Below are 18,572 nucleotides of genomic sequence, written 5' to 3'. Positions count from 1 at the left end.
ATCGACCTTAGCCAAGCATGGCGCCGCCGGCTGCAAAAAGCTACAGCAGCAAAATCTCAGGAGGCGGAACTGCATGGCTGCAAATGGTGTCGCGTCGATCGGCGAATGCATGCTCGAACTGTCGGGCCAGGCGGGCTCCAACTGGCGCATGGGCTTTGCCGGCGACACCTTCAACACGCTTTGGGCCTTGCATGCGCTGACTCCTGACCGTCCGGCGACTTATGTCTCGGCCTTCGGCGACGACCCTTTTTCGCGCGACCAGATCGATTTCTTTTCGCAGAACGGAATCGGCATCGGCGGCAGTCCGCTCATTTCGGGCGCAAGGCCCGGCCTTTACGCCATCACGCTGACCGGCGCGGAACGTGCCTTCACATACTGGCGCGCGGACGCGGCGGCGCGCCAATTGGCTTCGGACCCCGCAGCATTGGCGAAGAGCCTTTCAAACCAGGCGCTTGTCTATTTTTCCGGAATCACCCTGGCAATCCTGGACACCGCCGCTCGGAAAACCTTGCTTTCAGCCGTCGAGACAGCCCGCGCCGCCGGTTCGCTCGTCGCTTTCGACCCAAACTATCGTCCCCGGCTCTGGCAAAACCGTGAGACCGCGCAGGCAGCGATCGTCGAAGCGCTTGCCGTCACCGACATGGCGTTGCCGACCTTTCCCGACGAACAGATGCTGTTCGAGGACGAGACGCCGGAGGCGACAGCAGAACGTTTCGGAAAGCTCGTCGGCGAGATCGTCGTCAAGAATGGCGAGCAGCCGGCGTTGATTGCCGCCAACGGCGCCTCGCAGAACGTCGAAGCGGTACACGTCGCCACGCCCGTCGACACCACAGGCGCCGGCGATTCTTTCAATGGCGGCTACCTCGCCGCCCGGCTCGCCGGCCATCCGCCGGCCGACGCGGCCCGGCGCGCGCATCAGGTGGCCGCCGCTGTCGTGCAGGTGCGCGGCGCACTGGCGCCGTTCGAGACACTGAGGGCCGCATTCGGGGTTTAGATTTAGGGTAGCCTGAACCGATACTCGGTGACCTGATGGTAAATCTGGCCCGGCCACAGCGTGGCCTGTGGGAAATAGGGCCGGTTCGGCGCGTCGGGCCACGTCTGCGCCTCGAGGCAGAAGCCTGAAAACGCCTTGTAACGCCGCCCATCGAGCCCGGGCGACGAGGGCGCGACATACTGGCCGATGTAGAGCTGCAGGCCGGGCTCAGTGGTCCAGACCTCCATCTCGACGCCGGAATTGGCGCCCTGCGCCCAGGCCGCCTGATGCAGCGGTCCACGCGTGGAGGCCAGGCAGTAGTTCAGGTCGTAGCGAAGCTGCTCGCCTTCCGTCTCCATGCGCAACGGCCGCGCCTGGCGGAAGTCATAGGGCGTGCCGTCGACAGGCTTCACCGCGCCGGTCGGGATCATCTCGTCGTCGGTCGGCGTATACGCGGCGGCATTGAGCATCAGCCGATGATCGAGGATGTCGCCGGCCCCGCCATCGTCAAGGTTGAAGTAGGAATGCTGCGCCAGGTTGCAGACCGTCGGCTCCTCGCAGGTGGCGGTCAGTTCCATGCTGAGCGTGCCCGGGATCTTCAGCCTGTAGGTACAGGTCACCTCCAGCGCGCCGGGAAAGCCCATCGTGCCGTCCGGATCGTGCAGGGTCAGCGTCACGAAATCGCGGCCATGCAGTGAAACGGCCCACGGTCGGTGGAAGTAGCCTTCCGAGCCGCCATGCAGCGTATGCTTGCCCAGGAAATTGCGTTCGGTCTGGTAGCGGTTGCCGGCGATGGTGAAGCGCCCGTCACGAATGCGATTGGCGAAGCGGCCGACCACGGCGCCGAAATAGGCGCGGTCGGTTTCGTAGGGATCGAAGCGGTCGTAGCCCAGCACCAGCGGCGCGTCGTGGCCGGTCAGCCTGAGATCCTGGACGATGGCGCCGAGGCCGATGATATTGGCGGTCAAGCCTCCGCCGCGGATGGTGAAACGGCGCACGGCCTCGCCAGCCTGCGTTGTGCCGAAGACCTCGCCGTCCTTCATCGCCTTGCCCGAAAACAGTTCATCGATCCATGGATTTAGGCCGGCTTGCTATCGTCCGGCAAGGGCAGGCGCGGCGCCTGCCCCTGTTCCGTGGATGGCTGTCAGAGGCCGAGGCCGCCGATGCAGACATATTTGGTGTCGAGATAATCCTCGATGCCCTGATGGCCGCCTTCTTTGCCGAGGCCCGATTCCTTGACGCCGCCGAACGGCGCCTCTGGTGTGGTGATCAGGCCCTCGTTGACGCCGACCATGCCGTATTTCAGCGCTTCCATCACGCGGAAGGCACGGCCGAGGTCGCCCGTGTAGAAATAACATGCAAGCCCGAACTCGGTATCGTTGGCCAAGGCGACCGCCTCTTCCTCGGTCTCGAACTTGAAGACGGGCGCGATCGGTCCGAAGATCTCTTCCTTCATGAAGCGCATCTTCGGCGTCGCGTCGGCGATGACCGTCGGCTGGAAGAACGAACCGCCGAGCGCATGGCGCTTGCCGCCGGCGACGACCTTGCCGCCCTTCGACGTCGCGTCGGCGATGAATTCCTCGACCTTCTCGACCGCCTTCTCGTCGATCAGCGGTCCCTGCTGCACGCCCTCTTCGAGGCCCGAGCCGACCTTCAGGCTGTTGCTGGCGGCAGCGAGCTTCTCGACGAACTTGTCATAGACGCCCGCCTGGACGAGGAAGCGGTTGGTGCACACGCAGGTCTGGCCGGAATTGCGGTACTTGGCGGTGATGGCTCCGGTGACCGCGCGATCGATGTCGGCGTCGTCGAAGACCAGGAACGGCGCGTTGCCGCCGAGCTCCATCGACACCTTCTTGACCGTCGTCGACGACTTCTGGATCAGGATCTTGCCGACCTCGGTCGAGCCGGTGAAGGTGATCTTCTTGACCAGCGGATTGGCGCAGATCTCGTCGCCGATCTCGCCGGCCGAGCCGGTCAGGATGTTGACGACGCCCTTGGGGAACCCGACTTCCTCGGCAAGCGCGCCCCAGGCGAGCCCGGAATAAGGCGTCTGCGAGGCAGGCTTGACCACCGCGGTGCAGCCCGCCGCCAGCGCCGGTCCAAGCTTGCGGGCCAGCATAGAGGACGGGAAGTTCCACGGCGTGATGGCGGCGATGACGCCCACGGGCTCCTTGGTCACCAGGATGCGTCGGTCGGCCCAGGGCGATGGCACGATGTCGCCATAGGTGCGACGACCCTCTTCGGCGAACCACAGGATGTAGGCCGCGGCCGAGCCGATCTCGCCCTTGGATTCGAACAGCGACTTGCCCTGCTCGATGGTGAGCAGTTCGGCCAGCACGTCCTGATTGTCCATGATCGCGTCGTGCAGCTTGCGCAAGAGCTTCGAGCGCTCGAGGGCGGAGGTCTTGCGCCAGCTCTTGAAGGCCTCGTCGGCGGCCTCGATGGCGCGGCGGGTTTCCGCCTTGCCGGCCTTCGGCACGGTGCCGATCTTGAGGCCGGTGGCCGGGTTATTGACGTCGACGGTCTGGCCGCTGTCGGCCTGCACCCACTCGCCATTGATGAGATTGGCCTGGCGCATGAAATGACTGGTTTTCTGAAGCATGGTCTGGCCTCCGTTCGGCGCGTTGATCGGCCGTTTCTCTGGATGTCCGTGGGAGCGTGCAGGTGGCCACACGCTGGCGCATTGCTCTTACCTAGGGAAATGCGGGCAGGCAATCACAAGATGGCATATAGGGGTTGGGCCAGAAAAAGCGAGCGCCTGCCGGCCGCGCGTCTAGCCAAAGATGTGGACGACCACGGTCAGCCAGAACGAGGTCGTCAGCACCGCGCTCGCGGTGGCGATGGTCATCTGGTTCGACGCCAGCGCTTGCCCGGTGTTGAACTGCACGGCGATCAGATAGGAATTGATGCCGGACGGCAGCGCGGCGACGACCACCGCGACCTTTGCCGTCAGCGGCGGCAGGCCAAGCAGCCAGACGAAAACCAGCACCAGCGCCGGCATCAGGAACAGTTTCAATGCCGACAGCGCCAGCGCTGGCCGGACATTGCCGGAGATGCCGAAGCGACGCAGGCTGAGCCCCATGGCGAACAGCGCCACAGGTCCGGCGGTATCGGCCAGGGCGTCGACCAGGCGCTCGATAAGCCCAGGCAACGGCGTGCCGGCGAGGCGCCAAGCGAGCCCGGCCAGGATGCCGATGATCAGCGGATTGACGAGCAACCGCTTGAGGAAGCTCCTGATCACGCGCAACGGATGCACCGCTTGCCCGCTGCCCCGCCCGAACATCTCGAAGAGCACGATCGAGGCCATCATCATGATCGGCAGATGGACCGAGACGAGCAGCGACAAAACCTCGAAGCCGCTCGGGCCAAATATGCCGAGGATGAAGGGCGCGCCAAGCAACACCACGTTGGAATAGGCGGAGGATACGCCACCAACGATCCCTGCTCGGGCGTCCCTGCCGAAAATACGCGTCGTGACCAGGTGGCCCGCCGCCCAGGTGATGGCGACGGCCGTGAAATAGGCCCCCCACAAGGACCATGGCGCCACGCCATGAAAGTCCGACTTCACCATGGTCTGGAACAGAAGCAGCGGCATCGCCACGTTGACGGCGAACTCCGATATGCCCTCGCCGCTCGCCGGCTTCAGATAGCCCGAGAACCCGGCGAGATAGCCGAGGGCGACGAGGCTGAAGACGAAGAGGACGGTTTCGACAAGCGGCGACATTTTTTCGTGATAGGCGAGCCCTTGTTGCCGCGCAATCTGCCCGCCGAGCCCACCGGTGACGCTCCGCTTGTTTTCCAGGCAGCTTTGCGGTCCCTATATGCCGAACACGACCCAGGGCTTTCCGGGGCCGTCAAAGGACATGTGATGCTACGACTTGCCCTGGCCCTTTTCCTTCTTGTCGCTCCGAACCTGGCCCACGCAACCGATGCGGGCTGGGCGCTGTTGCGCGGGGGCGGCCATGTCGTGCTGCTGCGCCACGCCTTCGTCACGGGGACGACCGACCCGGCGAATTTCGACATCGACAACTGCTCCAGCCAGGTCAATCTGTCGGCGCGCGGCAAGCAGCAGGCGAGCCGGATCGGCGCCTTGTTCGCGGCGCGTGCGGCGCCCGTCGATCGCGTGCTCTCCAGCCGCTATTGCCGTTGCCTCGACACCGCCCGCATCGCCTTCGAGGCCGAGCCGCAACTCTTCGCACCGCTCGACCTGCTCAAGACCGATCCGCAGGAGAAGGCCGCGCAAATCGCAGCGGTGATGAAGGAGATCCGTGACTATTCCGGCTCCGACAATCTGGTCATGGTCACGCATCTGGAGAACATCGTGGCCCTCACCGGCATCTCGCCGCGCGAAGGCGAAGCGGTGGTCGTCGAGCCTCAGGGCGACGGCCTCAAGGTGCTCGGCCGAGTCACTTTCTAACTCGGCCTGAGCACCCACGTTATTGTTGCCGAAATACCACAACCGGAAGAAGCCGCGGATTTGCCGCAACAATGCCGCTTGCGACAACCCGTCGCAGGGTCTATAGGCGCGCTCCCGGTCACGAAAACCGAAGCGAGCACAACGGTTGGAGCTTTCGTCTCCGCCCGCGCAGACGGCTTTGCCGCGCTGTGTACGGCGCCGTTTCGGGTGTTGGGAACGCGGATCTAGCTCAGGGGTAGAGCGCCGGATTTCGGTCCGGAGGTCGCAGGTTCGAGTCCTGCCTTCTGCACCACGGATAGCTCAGTTTGGTAGAGCGTCAGACCACGAATCTGATTGTCGAAGGTTCGATTCCTTCTCCACTGGCCTGTTAAGCCATCTGAAAAACGGTCCGGGGACCGGAATGCGAGGACTTCGAGGACGGCACGGCTTCGGCTTCGCCGGTCGCGATGTCTTGCGCCATCGGCTTGCGGCCGTCCCGCGGTGACGATCAAGGCGCCGCGCGGCCGGCAAGGGAAGCTTCGGCTTCCGGCGCCCGCTTCGCCGCCCCGCGATCCGCTCCCGAAGGCCCGCTTCGCGCGGATGCCACCGGTCTCCGGATCATTCGTGCCCGGAAGACGACGTGAAACGAGAAACGAAAGGACGATCGACGCATGACGTGACGCCTCGCATGGGGCCATGCCCGACAGGAGTGAAGACAATGAAGACCATTCTCGAAAATGTTCTTGGACGCCAGCGCGTCCTCGTGAAGGAAAATGAGCGTGCCGTCGCCCTCTACAAGGGCGAGATCCAGGCTGTCCTAATGCCGGGCGAACATTGGCTCGCCAACCGGCGCGGAAACCTGGAGATCTCCAGGCACGACCTGAAGAACCCGGAATTCGTTTCGGCTTACGAGAAGGCATTGTTCGATAAGCTCCCGGACGTGGCCGCGCGTCACTTCACCGTCGTCCGCACCGGGCGCGCCGACATTGCCGTTGTCGAGCGGGACGGTGGCCTGCACGCTGTGCTGGCGCCGGATCGTAAGCTCGTGCTGTGGACGGATGCCGGCCCGTGGAAGGTGACGGTGATCGACACCTCGGCCGATCTCGCGATCGACGCGGCTGTCATGCGCCGGCTCGGCCAGGCCCGGAAGACGGAACACATGTTCCTGCATCCGGTCGTGGACGGCCAGGTCGGCCTGCTGTTCATTGATGGCGTCTTCGCTCGCACGCTCGCAGCGGGCGTGCACGCCTTCTGGAACGTCGGGCGCCTGGTGCAGGTGAAGGTCGTCGACCTCAAGCGCCAGTCGCTCGATGTCGCCGGGCAGGAGGTGCTGACCAAGGATCGCGTGACGATCCGCGTCAACATCGCCGCCGAATACCGGGTCGTCGATCCGGTCAAGGCGGTGAGCACGGTGAAGACTTCTCGGAAGCCCTCTACCGCGCCCTGCAGTACGCCTTCCGCAAGACGCTTGGCGCGCTCACGCTGGACCAGATCCTCGAGAAGAAGGTGACGGTCGACGAGGAGGCGGCTGCCAAGGTGCGTGACGACATGGCCGCGATCGGTCTCGAGGTCAGCGATATCGCCCTCAAGGATGTCATCCTGCCGGGCGAGATGCGCGAAATCCTCAACCAGGTGGTTTCGGCCGAGAAGCAGGCCGAGGCCAACGTCATCCGGCGCCGCGAGGAGACGAACGCCACGCGTTCACTGCTCAACACGGCCAAGGTGATGGCCGAGAACCCGGTGATGCTGCGGCTGAAGGAGCTCGAGGCTCTTGAGGCCATCGCCGGCAAGGTCGAGCGGCTCACCGTTCACAACGGAACGGTCGGGCTGCTCAACGACCTGGTCAAGCTCCGCGAAGGCTGAGCGGATAGCGTCAACGGGAAGGGCCGCCGGGGTCAACCGGCGGCCCTTCTTGCTGTTCCAAAGCCGGCATCCCATCTGCGGCCGGCGCATTCGGCCTTTTCCTGCCCGGAAAAACCGATTAGACAGCGCCCAAACAAGATGCGGACAGATTCCGCCCGCAACCGAAGGAAGAGCCCTTGTCCACCACGTTCGAGAAAGTCGCCAAGATCATTGCCGACACCAGCGAGATCGATATCGACACGATCACGCCTGAAAGCCACACCATCGACGATCTTGGCATCGACAGCCTCGATTTCCTCGACATCGTCTTCGCCATCGACAAGGAATTCGGCATCAAGGTGCCGCTGGAGAAGTGGACGCAGGAGGTCAATGACGGCAAGGCCTCGACCGACGACTACTTCGTCATGAAGAACCTCTGCGCGAAGATTGATGCGCTGGTCGCGGCCAAGACGGCCTGACGTTGGGGGCGTGAGCTTGACGCGCTCTCCCACCTGACCCACAAAGCCGCTCATGAGCAGCCCGCACGACGTCGTCATCACCGGCATCGGCCTTGTCTCCTCTCTGGGAGAAGGTCCTGATGCGCATTGGCAAAAACTCAGCCAGCCGGGCCTCGAGCCTGTGCTCGACGCCGCGCGCTTTGCCCCTTACACCATTCACCCTCTGCCCGAGATCGACTGGAACCTGCAAATCGCCAAGCGCGGCGACCAGCGCCAGATGGAGACGTGGCAGCGGCTAGGCACCTATGTCGCCGGGCTTGCGCTGGACGATGCCGGCATCAAGGGCAATGACGAGCTTTGCGCCACCATGGACATGGTGGTGGCCGCCGGCGGCGGCGAGCGCGATGAGGCGGTCGATGCCGCGATCCTCGCCGCTTCCGAGAGCCGCAACGACCGTGACGTACTGCTGAACGAAAAGCTTACGACGGAGCTGCGGCCGACGCTGTTCCTTGCCCAGCTTTCCAACCTGCTCGCCGGCAACATCTCGATTGTGCACAAGGTCACCGGCTCCTCCCGCACCTTCATGGGCGAGGAAGGCGCAGGCGTCTCGGCCGTCGAGACGGCCGCCGCGCGCATTCGCTCGGGTCAGTCGACGCATGTCCTGGTCGGCGGCGCCTTCCAGACTGAGCATTCCGACATGCTTTTGGGCTATGAGCTCGCAGGCTACCTGCATCGTGGACCGTGGAAACCGGTCTGGCAGCGCCAAGGCGCGGAAGGCGGTGGCGTGGTGACGGGCTCGGGCGGCGCCTTCCTGGTGCTGGAGCAGCGTGAGCACGCGATAAGCCGTGGCCGCAGGATCTACGCCGAGTTAGGGTCGGTGGTTTCCGTCCGCGCCCGGCGCCGGCGCGGTGAGTTGAATGCCGAGATCGGTGCGCTGCTGAAACAGGCGGCATTGCCAAATGGTGATTTGCTGGCGATTTCCGGCGCGTCGGGCGCGCATGCCGCCACAGCGGCTGAGAAGGAGGCGCTGGACGCCAACCCGGCGCTCGCCGCGCGTGCCTTCTCCACGCTGACGGGCCATATGAAAGAGGCGCAGTTCCCCTTTGCCGTGGCGCTGGCCGCGCTCGCCGTCGACCGCAAGGCAGCATACCCTGTCTTCGATGCCGCAATGGAGCGCCCATTCGCAGGCGCCCCGACTTCGGTCCTTGCAACGGCGGTCGGCTATCACCAATTCGAGGGCCTTGGGCTGGTTAAAGCCGCTTAGAAAGAGACGTAAGCATGGCCAATCTCCGCGATCACATGGGCAGGCCGATCGTAGCCGTCACCGGCATAGGCGTCGTCACCTCGCTCGGCGTCGGCAAGGCGGACAACTGGGCCGCGCTGACTTCTGGCAAATCAGGCATCCATCCGATCACCCGCTTTCCCGTCGACCAACTCAACACCCGTATTTCGGGTATGGTCGACTTCCTGCCATCGAGCACCAAGGGTGCGAGTCCCCTCACCTATGAGCTTGCCGAAACGGCGGCGCAGGAAGCCGTCTCGGAAGCTGGTCTCGATTCCGGCGATTTCGGCGGACCGCTGTTCCTAGCCTCGCCGCCGGTCGAGCTCGACTGGGCCGACCGCTTCTCGCTCTACAATTCCGACAAGCAGGACGCCGGCGCCGAAAGGCTGCTCAGGGTCGCGCGCGGTCTGAAGGAACTCGACATTTTCGACACCACCCAGTTCGGCAGCATCGCCGATCGTTTGGCCGACCGGTTCGGCACCCGCGGCCTGCCGATCACGCTGTCGACCGCCTGCGCCTCCGGCGCCACCGCCATCCAGCTTGGCGTCGAGGCGATCCGGCGCGGCGAATGCGACAAAGCGCTGTCGATCGGCGCCGACGGCTCGGCCACCGCCGAAGCTTTGATCCGCTTCTCACTGCTTTCCGCGCTTTCCACCCACAACGACATCCCCGAGAAAGCCTCAAAACCCTTCTCCAAGGATCGCGATGGCTTCGTTCTGGCCGAAGGTTCAGGCGCGCTGGTGCTGGAATCGCTGGAAGCCGCCCTCGCCCGTGGCGCGACGATCCTCGGTATCATGCGAGGCTGCGGGGAAAAGGCCGACGATTTCCACCGCACCCGCTCCAAGCCTGACGGCTCGCCGGCGATCGCAGCCGTGCGCGCCGCTCTCGCCGACGCGGGCTTAGGTGAAGACGAGATCGACTACGTCAACGCGCATGGCACCTCGACGCCAGAAAACGACAAGATGGAGCACCTGTCGCTGTCGACCGTGTTCGGCGAGCGCATCGGCTCGATGCCGATCTCGTCCAACAAGTCCATGATCGGCCACACGCTGTCGGCCGCCGGCGCGGTTGAAGCCGCGTTCTCGCTGCTGACGATGCGCGAAAGCGTCATTCCGCCGACCATCAATTACGACAATCCCGATCCGGCTATCGTCCTCGACGTCGTGCCGAACAAGAAGCGCAACGCCGAAGTCGGCACGGTTCTGTCGAACTCCTTCGGCTTCGGCGGCCAGAACACCTGCCTTGTCATGGCGCGGGAACCGGTCTAAGCGGACGTTTTTCCGCTTAGACAAATCCGACAGGCCCAATGCGCGCTTTGCAACTTATAGAGGACCGCCGTCTTGAAACGGTGGACCTGCCGCCTCCCCCGCCGCCCTCGCTTGGCGAAGTGACGCTTCGCATCAGGGCCGTGGCGCTCAACCACATCGATGTCTGGGGCTGGCGCGGCATGGCCTTCGCCAAGCGCAAGCTGCCTTTGGTCGTCGGGGCGGAAGCCTCCGGCGAAGTCGAGGCGGTTGGCCCCGGCGTTTCCAACCTGTTGCCGGGTCAGTTGGTGTCGATCTATGGAGCCCGCACGTGCGGCCTTTGCCGCGCCTGCCGTGAAGGCCGTGACAATCTCTGCGAGCATGTCTCCGGTGTCCATGGTTTCCACCTCGACGGCTTCGCGCAGGAGAAGATCAACCTGCCGGCCCGCCTCCTGGTGCCAGCACCACCCGGCGTCTCCGAAATCGGCGCAGCGGTAGCGCCCGTCACCTTCGGTACGGTCGAGCACATGCTGTTCGACAATGCGAAGCTGGAACCGGGTGAGACCATTCTCGTCCATGCCGGCGGCTCGGGCATCGGCACTGCGGCGATCCAGTTGGCCAAGCGCATGGGCTGCGCGGTGATCACCACGGTCGGCTCCAACGACAAGATCGACAAGGCCAAGGCGCTCGGTGCCGACCATGTCATCAACTACCGCGAGGATCGTTTTGAGGGCGTCGTGCGCAAGCTTACCAGGAAGAAGGGCGTCGACGTCGTGTTCGAGCATGTCGGCGCCGACACCTTTGCCGGCTCGATGCTGTGCCTGAAGCGCGGCGGCCGCCTCGTCACCTGCGGCTCGACCTCGGGCGTGTCGACGCAGATCAATCTGATGCAGCTCTTCCAACAGCAGCTGAAGCTGCTCGGCTCTTTCGGCTGCCGCATGGAGAACATGACCAATGCCATGCAGAAGATGGCCGCCGGCCTCGTCGCTCCGGTGATCGATACCGAAGTCGGTTTCAACGACATCGATACCGCGCTGAAGCGCATGGAAGGCCGCGACGTGTTCGGCAAGATCATCCTGCGCGTTTCCTAAGGCGGATGGTCGGCAAGGTGCTCAAGAAAGCGCGCCGGGACTTCATGTTCCGCTACGGCCGGCGACTGCGCCAGATGGAGCATTGGCTTGTCGCGCGGCTCGCCATGGCAATGATCTCGCTGCTGCGCCTGTTGCCGCCAGACGCCGCTCTCAATTTCGCCGATCGCGTGGCGCGCCGCATCGGCCCGCTGGTCGGACGCCACAAGGTTGCGTTGAATAACCTGCGCCTTGCCTATCCGGAAAAGAGCGACGCCGAGATCGAGGCAATCGCGTCCGACATGTGGGGCAACATGGCCCGGCTGGCGGCCGAGTATATCTTCCTCGATGCCCTCTTCGATTTCGATCCGAACGCGACGAAGCGGGGCCGGATCGAGGTTCGCGGCATCGACCATTTCATCGAAATCGCCGGCGAGAAGAAGCCGCATATCCTGTTCACCGGGCATCTCGGCAATTTTGAACTGCTGCCGGTAGCGGCCGCCACTTTTGGCATGAACATAACCGCGCTGTTTCGGCCGCCAAACAACCCTTATTTAGCCGACTACATCCACTCGACGCGTCGCTCATCCATGGGGGGCCTGCTGCCCTCTTCGACCGGCGCGTCCTTCGCCCTTGCCGCCATCCTCGAAAAGGGCGGCAACATCGGCGTGCTCGTTGATCAGAAATTCACCGGCGGCGTCGAGACGACCTTCTTCGGAAGGCCGTGCCACAGCAACCCGGTGCTCGGCATGCTTGCCCGCCACTACGATTGCGACGTCTACCCTGCCCGCTGCATTCGGCTGCCGGGCAACCGCTTCCGTCTGGAGATCGAGGACAAACTCGACCTGCCGCGCGCGGGAAACGGCAGCATCGACGTTCGCGCCACCACCCAGCTTCTGGCCGACGTGGTCGAGCGCTGGGTGCGCGAGGATCCGGGACAGTGGATGTGGTTCCATAAGCGCTGGGACCTGGGCGGACAGCGCCGCAAGCGCGCACCGGCCAAAGAGAGCAAAATCGCCCAAAGTTGATACTTGCCCAAATGCATCCGAGGGCCGGCGCCGCTCCGCTGATCGACCGATTGACGGCCCAAAATCAAAAGCCGCGAAGGCATGCCTTCGCGGCTTCGTTGTTATCCAGGTAGCCTAGGCCAGCGAGCGCCCCTAGAAGATGGCCGGCGTCGGGACATTCGGCCTGTAGGTGTCCATGGTCGCTCCATTGCGATCTTCCGCAAGCAACGTATCCGAGCCGAAGCTTGCCCTCAGACCGATGACGTATTTGTGGACGTTCTCGCTACCCGAAACGAAGGAGAAGGTCTCGTGGTCCAGTTGGTAACGCCCGAACACCGACAAAGGCGTTCCCGAAAACCTATACATGGCCTGCAGCGCCACCGTGACGGTGTCGAGGTGGTCTCCACTGAATGAGTATCTGGAGAAACCGAGTTCGCCGTCAAAGCGGAGATTGTCCTGGGCGAAATAGCGAACCACGGCCCGACCGCCCCAATTGTCCAGATGGTCGGATTCACCAGTCGCGCGCAACTGGCCATAATAAGCCTGACCGTAAAGCGTCACGTTGCCGAAATAGGCCTGGGCTTCAGGGCCGACCGAGAAGGTATAGAAGTGAGCACCGCTGAAGTCCTGGCCGCCAAATCCGTTGATCGTGGCAAACCCGCCAAGTGCATAGGAACTCGGATCACGCCAGTAGCCATGGATCGCGCCGCCATAGCTGTAGAGATTTTGCCCCTGCGCCCAAGCCGAATCGATGACCGCGTCGGTCTGGATGTTCCAGCGGGCATCGATGGGAAAATTGACACGGGCCGTTCCGCCCGCTGTGGTGGCGGTCGCGTGGTCGCCGGGCACCGAGACATAGAGACCGCCTAGATAAAGTTCCCCGTAGCCGGAGATATGCGGCTGAGCGAGTTCCTGATCCAGGACGACCGGCGCGTCGGCGGCATAAGCCGAAGTCGCGGTTGCAGCGATTGCGGCGCCAAGTAGAAGTCGATGCATTGTTGTCCCCAAGCCTTCAGAATTAACGCCCGAACCCTAGCATTGCGACGGCAATGCAAACCAGCTTCCGCGATACCGGCCGCAGGATAAGCCATTGTTTCCCGCGCATGTGCGGCTTTGCTGCAACGTTCCCGGGGTAAGGAATCGTTAACCGGCGGCAATCGCTGTCGCCGGCGCACGGATAATCGCTCTGCCTTATTTCAGTTCGTCACGACGATCCGCGTGTTGCCGAAACCGGCTTCGCGCACCATCGCATAGAAGGTCGCGGCATTGGCCGTGTGGAGACGCACGCAGCCATGCGAAGCCGGGCGGCCGAGATACTTCACCGCGCCGGTGCCATGGATGGCGTAGCCGCCGTGAAAGAACACCGAATATGGCATCGGTGAGTTATCGTATTTGCGCGAATACCACATCCGGGCAGTCCGCAGCGGTCGATAGTTGCCGCGCGGCGTGAAGTAACCCTTGCGCGCGGTGGAGACGCTCCATCGGTACAGCACCTGACCGTATTTGCTGACGGTCATCGTCTGCGTCGAGACATCAATGTTGGCGACCAGCGTCGCCGCGGAACTCGCCAGCGTAGCGCCAAAGAGCGCCGTTGCCAGCACGGCTGCCATGAGAACGAACTTTTTCATGCGATCAAACCCCTTTGATTGCCCCTGCCATCACGTGGTTTTTTCCATCATTTTGCCGGCAGGAGCGTTAAATACCACACACTCCTTGACGAATCCGCCAATCCGATACGGCTAATTTGAATGATTTCCCGCCATGGTTGCCAGTGCAACACGCACCCGCGATAGTTTAGAATGGCGTTGGGCCATGCGCGCGTTGCCCGATGACAATGGCGACAAGGCTGCTTGCAAAAATGCTGCGTTCCTCTTTCAATCCCGCGTATGAATGAACGACTCCTGGAAGCAGTCGATGACCGGGTCGAAGACCTGGTCGCGCTGACCGCCGATCTGATCCGCTTCCCGACCGTCAATCCGCCCGGCGAAGCTTATCGGCCATGCGCCGAATATCTTGGCGCGCGTCTTAGAAAGCTTGGTTTCGAAACCGAATTCATCCGCGCCGAAGGAACGCCTGGCGACACGGACCGCTATCCGCGCGTCAACGTCGTTGCCCGCTTCGAAGGCCGCTCGCCAGGCCCTTGCGTGCATTTCAATTCGCATATCGACGTGGTCGAGGCCGGCGACGGTTGGACGGTCGACCCGTTTGCCGGCGTGGTGAAGGACGGTAGGGTCTATGGCCGCGGCGCCTGTGATATGAAAGGTGGCCTTGCCGCCTCGATCATTGCGGTTGAAGCCTTCATGCAGGTCTATCCCGATTTTCCGGGCGCAATTGAAATATCGGGCACGGTCGACGAAGAGTCCGGCGGCTTTGGCGGCGTCGCGCATCTGGCCAGGCTCGGATACTTTTCCAAGCCCAAGGTCGACCACGTCATCATTCCGGAGCCGCTGAACAAGGACCGCATCTGCCTCGGCCATCGCGGCGTCTGGTGGGCCGAGATCGAGACCAAGGGCGAGATCGCGCACGGCTCGATGCCCTTCCTGGGCGACAATGCGGTGCGCCATATGGGCGCCGTTCTCCAGGCCTTCGAAGATGACTTGTTTCCGGCGCTCGACCGCAAGGTGACGCGCATGCCCGTGGTGCCCGAGGGCGCCAGGCGCTCGACCATGAACATCAACTCCATCCATGGCGGCCAAACCGAGGATTTCCGCCCTGGCCTGCCCTCGCCCAACGTCCCCGACTGGTGCCGGTTGACCATCGATCGACGTTTCCTGCTGGAGGAGGATCTCGATACGGTCAAAGGTGAGGTCACCGGCATCCTCGAACGGTTGAAGCGCGAGCGGAGCAAGTTCGACTATGAGATCCGCGACCTGATGGAGGTGCTGCCGCTGATGACGGAGCGCGATGCGCCGGTGGTCAAAGCTGTCGCCGAAGGCATCATGGCGATTTTCGATCGCGAGCCGGACTACGTGATCTCGCCGGGTACCTATGACCAGAAGCATGTCGCACGCATCGGCCATCTCTTTGACTGCATTGCCTATGGTCCGGGCATCCTCGACCTCGCCCACCGGCCAGACGAATGGGTGGGCATCGCCGACATGGTGGAGTCGGCTAAGGTCATGGCGATCGGCCTCAATGTGCTGCTGCGCGGCACGACCGCATGATCGCGCCGAAGCGCAAAAACATTTCCCTTCGAGCGGCACGGCAGCACGAAACGCAATTTACTAGTTCGCAAAATCACGCTTCTATCCCGGCCGGTTTGCGCACGCAGCATGATCCCGAAAAGTGGGAACCGGTTTTCGGGAAGATCATGCGCAATCAGAAATCGAGCTCCATCCCGATTTCTATCGGGATGGAGGAGCTCGAGCAGATGGGAGTTCGGCGATGAAACTGTGGAAGACCATTCTGGCCGCTGCCGTGCTGGCGTTCGTGACCGCCACGTCGGCGCTCGCCGCGCGCACCGACCTCGTCATCGGCATTCCGCTCGAACCTCCGCATCTCGATCCGACGGCCGGCGCTGCCGCGGCAATCAGGGAGGTGACCTACGCTAACGTATTCGAGGGCCTGACCCGTATCGGTCCGAAGAGCGAGGTCCTGCCTGACCTTGCAGAAAGCTGGACCGTCTCGGATGACGGCAAGGTCTATACGTTCAAGCTGCACACCGGCGTGAAATTCCACGACGGTGCGGATTTCAGCGCCGACGACGTGAAGTTCTCGCTGGACCGCGCCCGCGCGGCGAACTCCCTCAACGCGCAGAAGCAACTGTTTGCGGCCATCGACAAGGTCGAGGTCGTCGACCCGGCGACCGTAAGGATCACTCTTAGCCACCCGCAGGGCTCGTTCCTCTACAATATGGGCTGGGGCGACGCGGTGATCGTGTCACCGAAATCAGCCGACACCAACAAGGAAAAGCCGATCGGCACCGGCCCCTTCAAGTTCGAGAGCTGGGCCAAGGGCTCGTCGATCAAACTGGTGAAGTCCGACCACTATTGGGGTGCCCCCGTGTTCCTCGACAAGGTCGAGTTCCGCATCGTTCCCGACGCCGCCGCCGCGGTGCCCGCGCTGCTCTCGGGCGATATCCAGGCCTTCCCCTTCTTCGACCCGGACAGTGTCTCCCAGGTCAAGGACGATCCTCGCTTCAAGGTCGTGGTCGGCGCGACCGAAGGCGAGACCATCCTATCGATCAACAACAAGAAGCCGCCCTTCGACAAGTTGCAGGTCCGGCAAGCGATCTCCTACGCGCTCGACCGCAAGGCCATCATCGACGGCGCTTCGGCCGGGCTCGGCCTGCCGATCGGCTCGCATATGGCGCCGACCAACAAATATTATGTCGACCTCACCGGCCGCTATCCGCACGACGTTGCCAAGGCCAAGCAACTGCTCAAGGAGGCAGGACTCGAGAACGGCTTTAAGGCCACGCTGAAGCTGCCGCCGCCTTCCTATGCGCGGCTCGGCGGCGAGATCATCGCATCGCAATTGCGTGATGTCGGCATCGACCTGCAGATCATCCCTGTCGAATGGGCGCAGTGGCTAGACCAGGTTTTCACCAAGAAGGACTATGACCTGACCATCGTCTCCCACACCGAGCCGAACGATATCGATATCTATTCGCGCAAGGACTACTACTTCAATTACTACAACCCGACCTTCAACAAGGTCATCGCCGATCTGGAGCTGACCACGGACGAAGCCAAGCGCAAGGAACTGTACGCCGAGGCGCAGAAGATCCTCGCCGACGACGCCGTGGTCGGCTTCCTCTACGAACTGCCGAAGGTCGGCGTCTGGGACGCCAAGCTCCAGGGCCTGTGGGAAAACGCCCCGATCCCGGCCAACGATCTGACCAAGGTGAAGTGGACAGACTAAGGGCTGCTGATCGGAGGCAAAGTTTGCGTCCCGTCGCACCCCCCTCTGCCCTGCCGGGCATCTCCCCCTCAAGGGGGGAGATTGCGCTCTCATTTACGCTCTCGCCAATCACCAACGCTGGGTCACTGTCGACAACGTGGAAACTGCCAATCTCCCCCCTTGAGGGGGAGATGTCCGGCAGGACAGAGGGGGGTGGGCGCGAACTCGACCTTTATCCCGCTGTCGCTCAGACGACACCCGCGGCCCTCGCATGACCACCTATCTGCTCAAGCGCCTCATCATCGCCGCCCTCACTCTGGTGTTGGCCTCGATGGTGGTGTTTGCGGTCATGGAAATCCTGCCCGGAGATCCCGCGCGCCTGATGCTCGGCTTCAATGCCAGCGCCGACCAGGTCGAGCTGCTGCGCGAGCAAATGGGGCTGAATGCGCCGATTGTGGCGCGCTATCTGCACTGGGCCGGTGGCCTGCTCAGCCTCGATTTCGGCCGCTCCTATACCTATTCGGTGCCCGTCATCGATCTGGTGCGCGAGCGCATCGTCGTCTCGCTGCCGCTGGCGCTGATCGCACTGGCGCTTTCCACGGCGATCGCCATTCCCGTCGGGCTGTTTTCCGCCAGCCGGCAGGGTCGTGCCGGCGACGCGGTCGCGATGGGCGCGGCCCAGCTCGGCGTCGCCGTGCCGAATTTCTGGTTCGCCCTGATGCTGATTTACATGTTCGGCGTCTGGCTACGGCTGGTGCCGGCGGGCGGCTTTCCGGGCTGGGCCGCCGGCGTCTGGCCGGCTCTGAAGTCGCTCATACTTCCGGCGGTCGCGCTGGCGCTGCCGCAGGCGGCGATCCTGGCGCGCGTCGCCCGCTCGGCACTGATCGAAGTGCTCAACGAGGATTACATCCGCACGGCGCGTGCCAAGGGCCTGCCCTATCGCGCGGTGCTGTGGCGCCATGCCTTGCGCAACGCCCTGATCCCGGTGCTGACCATCCTCGGCCTGCAGTTCGCCTTCCTGCTCGCCGGCACCATCATCATCGAAAACGTCTTCTACCTGCCAGGTCTCGGCCGCCTTGTGTTCCAGGCCATCACCCAGCGCGACCTCATCGTCGTCGAGAGCGTGGTCATGCTGCTTGTCGCCGCCGTGATCGTCGTCAACCTCGCCGTCGATCTCTCCTATGCCATCGTCGATCCGAGGCTGAGAGGCCGGCAATGACGATGCGCCTCGACCTGCCCGACGAGACCCTGGCGAGCATTCTTCGGAAGGCCTTCCGCAACCGCTCGTTCCTGATCGGTTTCGTCATCACCGTTCTGGTGGCGGCGATCGCACTCGCCTCCTATGCCTGGACGCCATACGACGTCACCAAACTGGTGATCGCCGACAAGACGCAACCGCCTTCGCTGGCGCACTGGTTCGGCACCGACCATTTCGGCCGCGACATCCTGTCGATGATCATG

The 18,572-nt window shown here is 63.3% G+C and carries 16 protein-coding genes, 2 tRNA genes and 2 pseudogenes; 15 read left to right on the top strand and 5 right to left on the bottom strand.

Features of this window, described 5'->3' with window-relative positions; translation table 11 throughout:
* Positions 1–73 precede the first annotated feature (73 nt).
* Positions 74–994: a sugar kinase gene (locus tag Q0L57_RS04610; protein WP_296738740.1), complete on the top strand. Its 921-nt coding sequence runs from the start codon at positions 74–76 to the stop codon at positions 992–994.
* Between the two features lie 2 nt (positions 995–996).
* Here the strand turns inward: Q0L57_RS04610 and Q0L57_RS04605 are convergent, their stop codons facing one another.
* The 3 genes from Q0L57_RS04605 to Q0L57_RS04595 form a co-directional block, all read right to left on the bottom strand.
* The gene (locus tag Q0L57_RS04605; RefSeq protein WP_296738737.1) at positions 997–2,016 is read right to left on the bottom strand and encodes an aldose epimerase family protein; all 1,020 of its coding nucleotides are present in this window, start codon (positions 2,014–2,016) and stop codon (positions 997–999) included.
* 101 nt (positions 2,017–2,117) lie between these two features.
* Entirely contained in the window at positions 2,118–3,575 is a 1,458-nt protein-coding gene (locus tag Q0L57_RS04600) for an NAD-dependent succinate-semialdehyde dehydrogenase (protein WP_296738735.1), read from the bottom strand.
* Positions 3,576–3,746: 171 nt separating this feature from the next.
* Positions 3,747–4,697: an AEC family transporter gene (locus tag Q0L57_RS04595; protein WP_296738732.1), complete on the bottom strand. Its 951-nt coding sequence runs from the start codon at positions 4,695–4,697 to the stop codon at positions 3,747–3,749.
* Between the two features lie 144 nt (positions 4,698–4,841).
* Here Q0L57_RS04595 and Q0L57_RS04590 point away from each other — a divergent pair, with 144 nt between their 5' ends.
* The 9 genes and pseudogenes from Q0L57_RS04590 (at position 4,842) to Q0L57_RS04545 (ending at position 12,290) form a co-directional block, all read left to right on the top strand.
* Complete coding sequence (locus Q0L57_RS04590) at positions 4,842–5,390, top strand: histidine phosphatase family protein (RefSeq protein ID WP_296738729.1); 549 nt, start codon at positions 4,842–4,844, stop codon at positions 5,388–5,390.
* Positions 5,391–5,608: 218 nt separating this feature from the next.
* Positions 5,609–5,682 (top strand) — tRNA-OTHER (locus Q0L57_RS04585).
* 2 nt (positions 5,683–5,684) lie between these two features.
* A tRNA-Arg gene (locus Q0L57_RS04580) sits at positions 5,685–5,753 on the top strand.
* Positions 5,754–6,087: 334 nt separating this feature from the next.
* Positions 6,088–7,232 (top strand): annotated as a pseudogene (locus Q0L57_RS34210) (slipin family protein).
* Positions 7,233–7,408: 176 nt separating this feature from the next.
* Positions 7,409–7,690: an acyl carrier protein gene (locus Q0L57_RS04565; protein WP_181056006.1), complete on the top strand. Its 282-nt coding sequence runs from the start codon at positions 7,409–7,411 to the stop codon at positions 7,688–7,690.
* Positions 7,691–7,742: 52 nt separating this feature from the next.
* On the top strand, positions 7,743–8,933 hold the full coding sequence (locus Q0L57_RS04560) for a beta-ketoacyl-ACP synthase (protein ID WP_296738722.1): 1,191 nt from the start codon (positions 7,743–7,745) through the stop codon (positions 8,931–8,933).
* A gap of 14 nt (positions 8,934–8,947) precedes the next feature.
* Positions 8,948–10,219 carry a beta-ketoacyl-ACP synthase gene (locus tag Q0L57_RS04555; RefSeq protein ID WP_296738719.1) on the top strand — a complete coding sequence of 424 codons (1,272 nt, stop codon included), beginning with the start codon at positions 8,948–8,950 and terminating at the stop codon, positions 10,217–10,219.
* 38 nt (positions 10,220–10,257) lie between these two features.
* A complete protein-coding gene (locus Q0L57_RS04550) occupies positions 10,258–11,286 on the top strand; it encodes a zinc-binding dehydrogenase (RefSeq protein ID WP_296738717.1) in 1,029 nt (342 codons plus the stop codon).
* A gap of 5 nt (positions 11,287–11,291) precedes the next feature.
* Positions 11,292–12,290 (top strand): lipid A biosynthesis lauroyl acyltransferase, encoded by a 999-nt coding sequence (locus Q0L57_RS04545; protein WP_296738715.1) that lies wholly within the window; start codon positions 11,292–11,294, stop codon positions 12,288–12,290.
* 132 nt (positions 12,291–12,422) lie between these two features.
* On the opposite strand, the gene Q0L57_RS04540 is transcribed toward Q0L57_RS04545, so the two are convergent.
* The gene (locus Q0L57_RS04540) at positions 12,423–13,265 is read right to left on the bottom strand and encodes a hypothetical protein (RefSeq protein WP_296738714.1); all 843 of its coding nucleotides are present in this window, start codon (positions 13,263–13,265) and stop codon (positions 12,423–12,425) included.
* A 200-nt stretch (positions 13,266–13,465) separates the two neighbouring features.
* Positions 13,466–13,897, bottom strand: coding sequence for a L,D-transpeptidase (locus tag Q0L57_RS04535; RefSeq protein WP_296738711.1), 432 nt, complete (start codon positions 13,895–13,897; stop codon positions 13,466–13,468).
* Between the two features lie 258 nt (positions 13,898–14,155).
* Between Q0L57_RS04535 and Q0L57_RS04530 the strand changes: the two genes are divergently transcribed.
* From Q0L57_RS04530 to Q0L57_RS04510, 5 genes and pseudogenes are all read left to right on the top strand, one after another.
* The gene (locus Q0L57_RS04530) at positions 14,156–15,433 is read left to right on the top strand and encodes an acetylornithine deacetylase/succinyl-diaminopimelate desuccinylase family protein (RefSeq protein WP_296738709.1); all 1,278 of its coding nucleotides are present in this window, start codon (positions 14,156–14,158) and stop codon (positions 15,431–15,433) included.
* Positions 15,430–15,657, top strand: coding sequence for a hypothetical protein (locus tag Q0L57_RS04525; protein WP_296738707.1), 228 nt, complete (start codon positions 15,430–15,432; stop codon positions 15,655–15,657). The genes Q0L57_RS04530 and Q0L57_RS04525 overlap by 4 nt, the downstream gene beginning before the upstream one ends.
* A complete protein-coding gene (locus Q0L57_RS04520) occupies positions 15,654–17,132 on the top strand; it encodes an ABC transporter substrate-binding protein (protein ID WP_296738706.1) in 1,479 nt (492 codons plus the stop codon). Before Q0L57_RS04525 ends, Q0L57_RS04520 begins: the two co-directional genes overlap by 4 nt.
* 250 nt (positions 17,133–17,382) lie before the next feature.
* Positions 17,383–18,330, top strand: a complete 948-nt coding sequence (locus Q0L57_RS04515) for an ABC transporter permease (protein WP_296738704.1) — start codon at positions 17,383–17,385, stop codon at positions 18,328–18,330.
* A pseudogene (locus Q0L57_RS04510) lies at positions 18,327–18,572 on the top strand (ABC transporter permease); the annotation flags it as partial. The gene Q0L57_RS04515 and the pseudogene Q0L57_RS04510, both read left to right, overlap by 4 nt.

Source organism: Mesorhizobium sp., assembly GCF_024509055.1.
In the GTDB taxonomy this organism is placed as follows: Bacteria; Pseudomonadota; Alphaproteobacteria; order Rhizobiales; family Rhizobiaceae; genus Mesorhizobium.
This window is presented reverse-complemented; position numbering and strand designations above follow the sequence as displayed.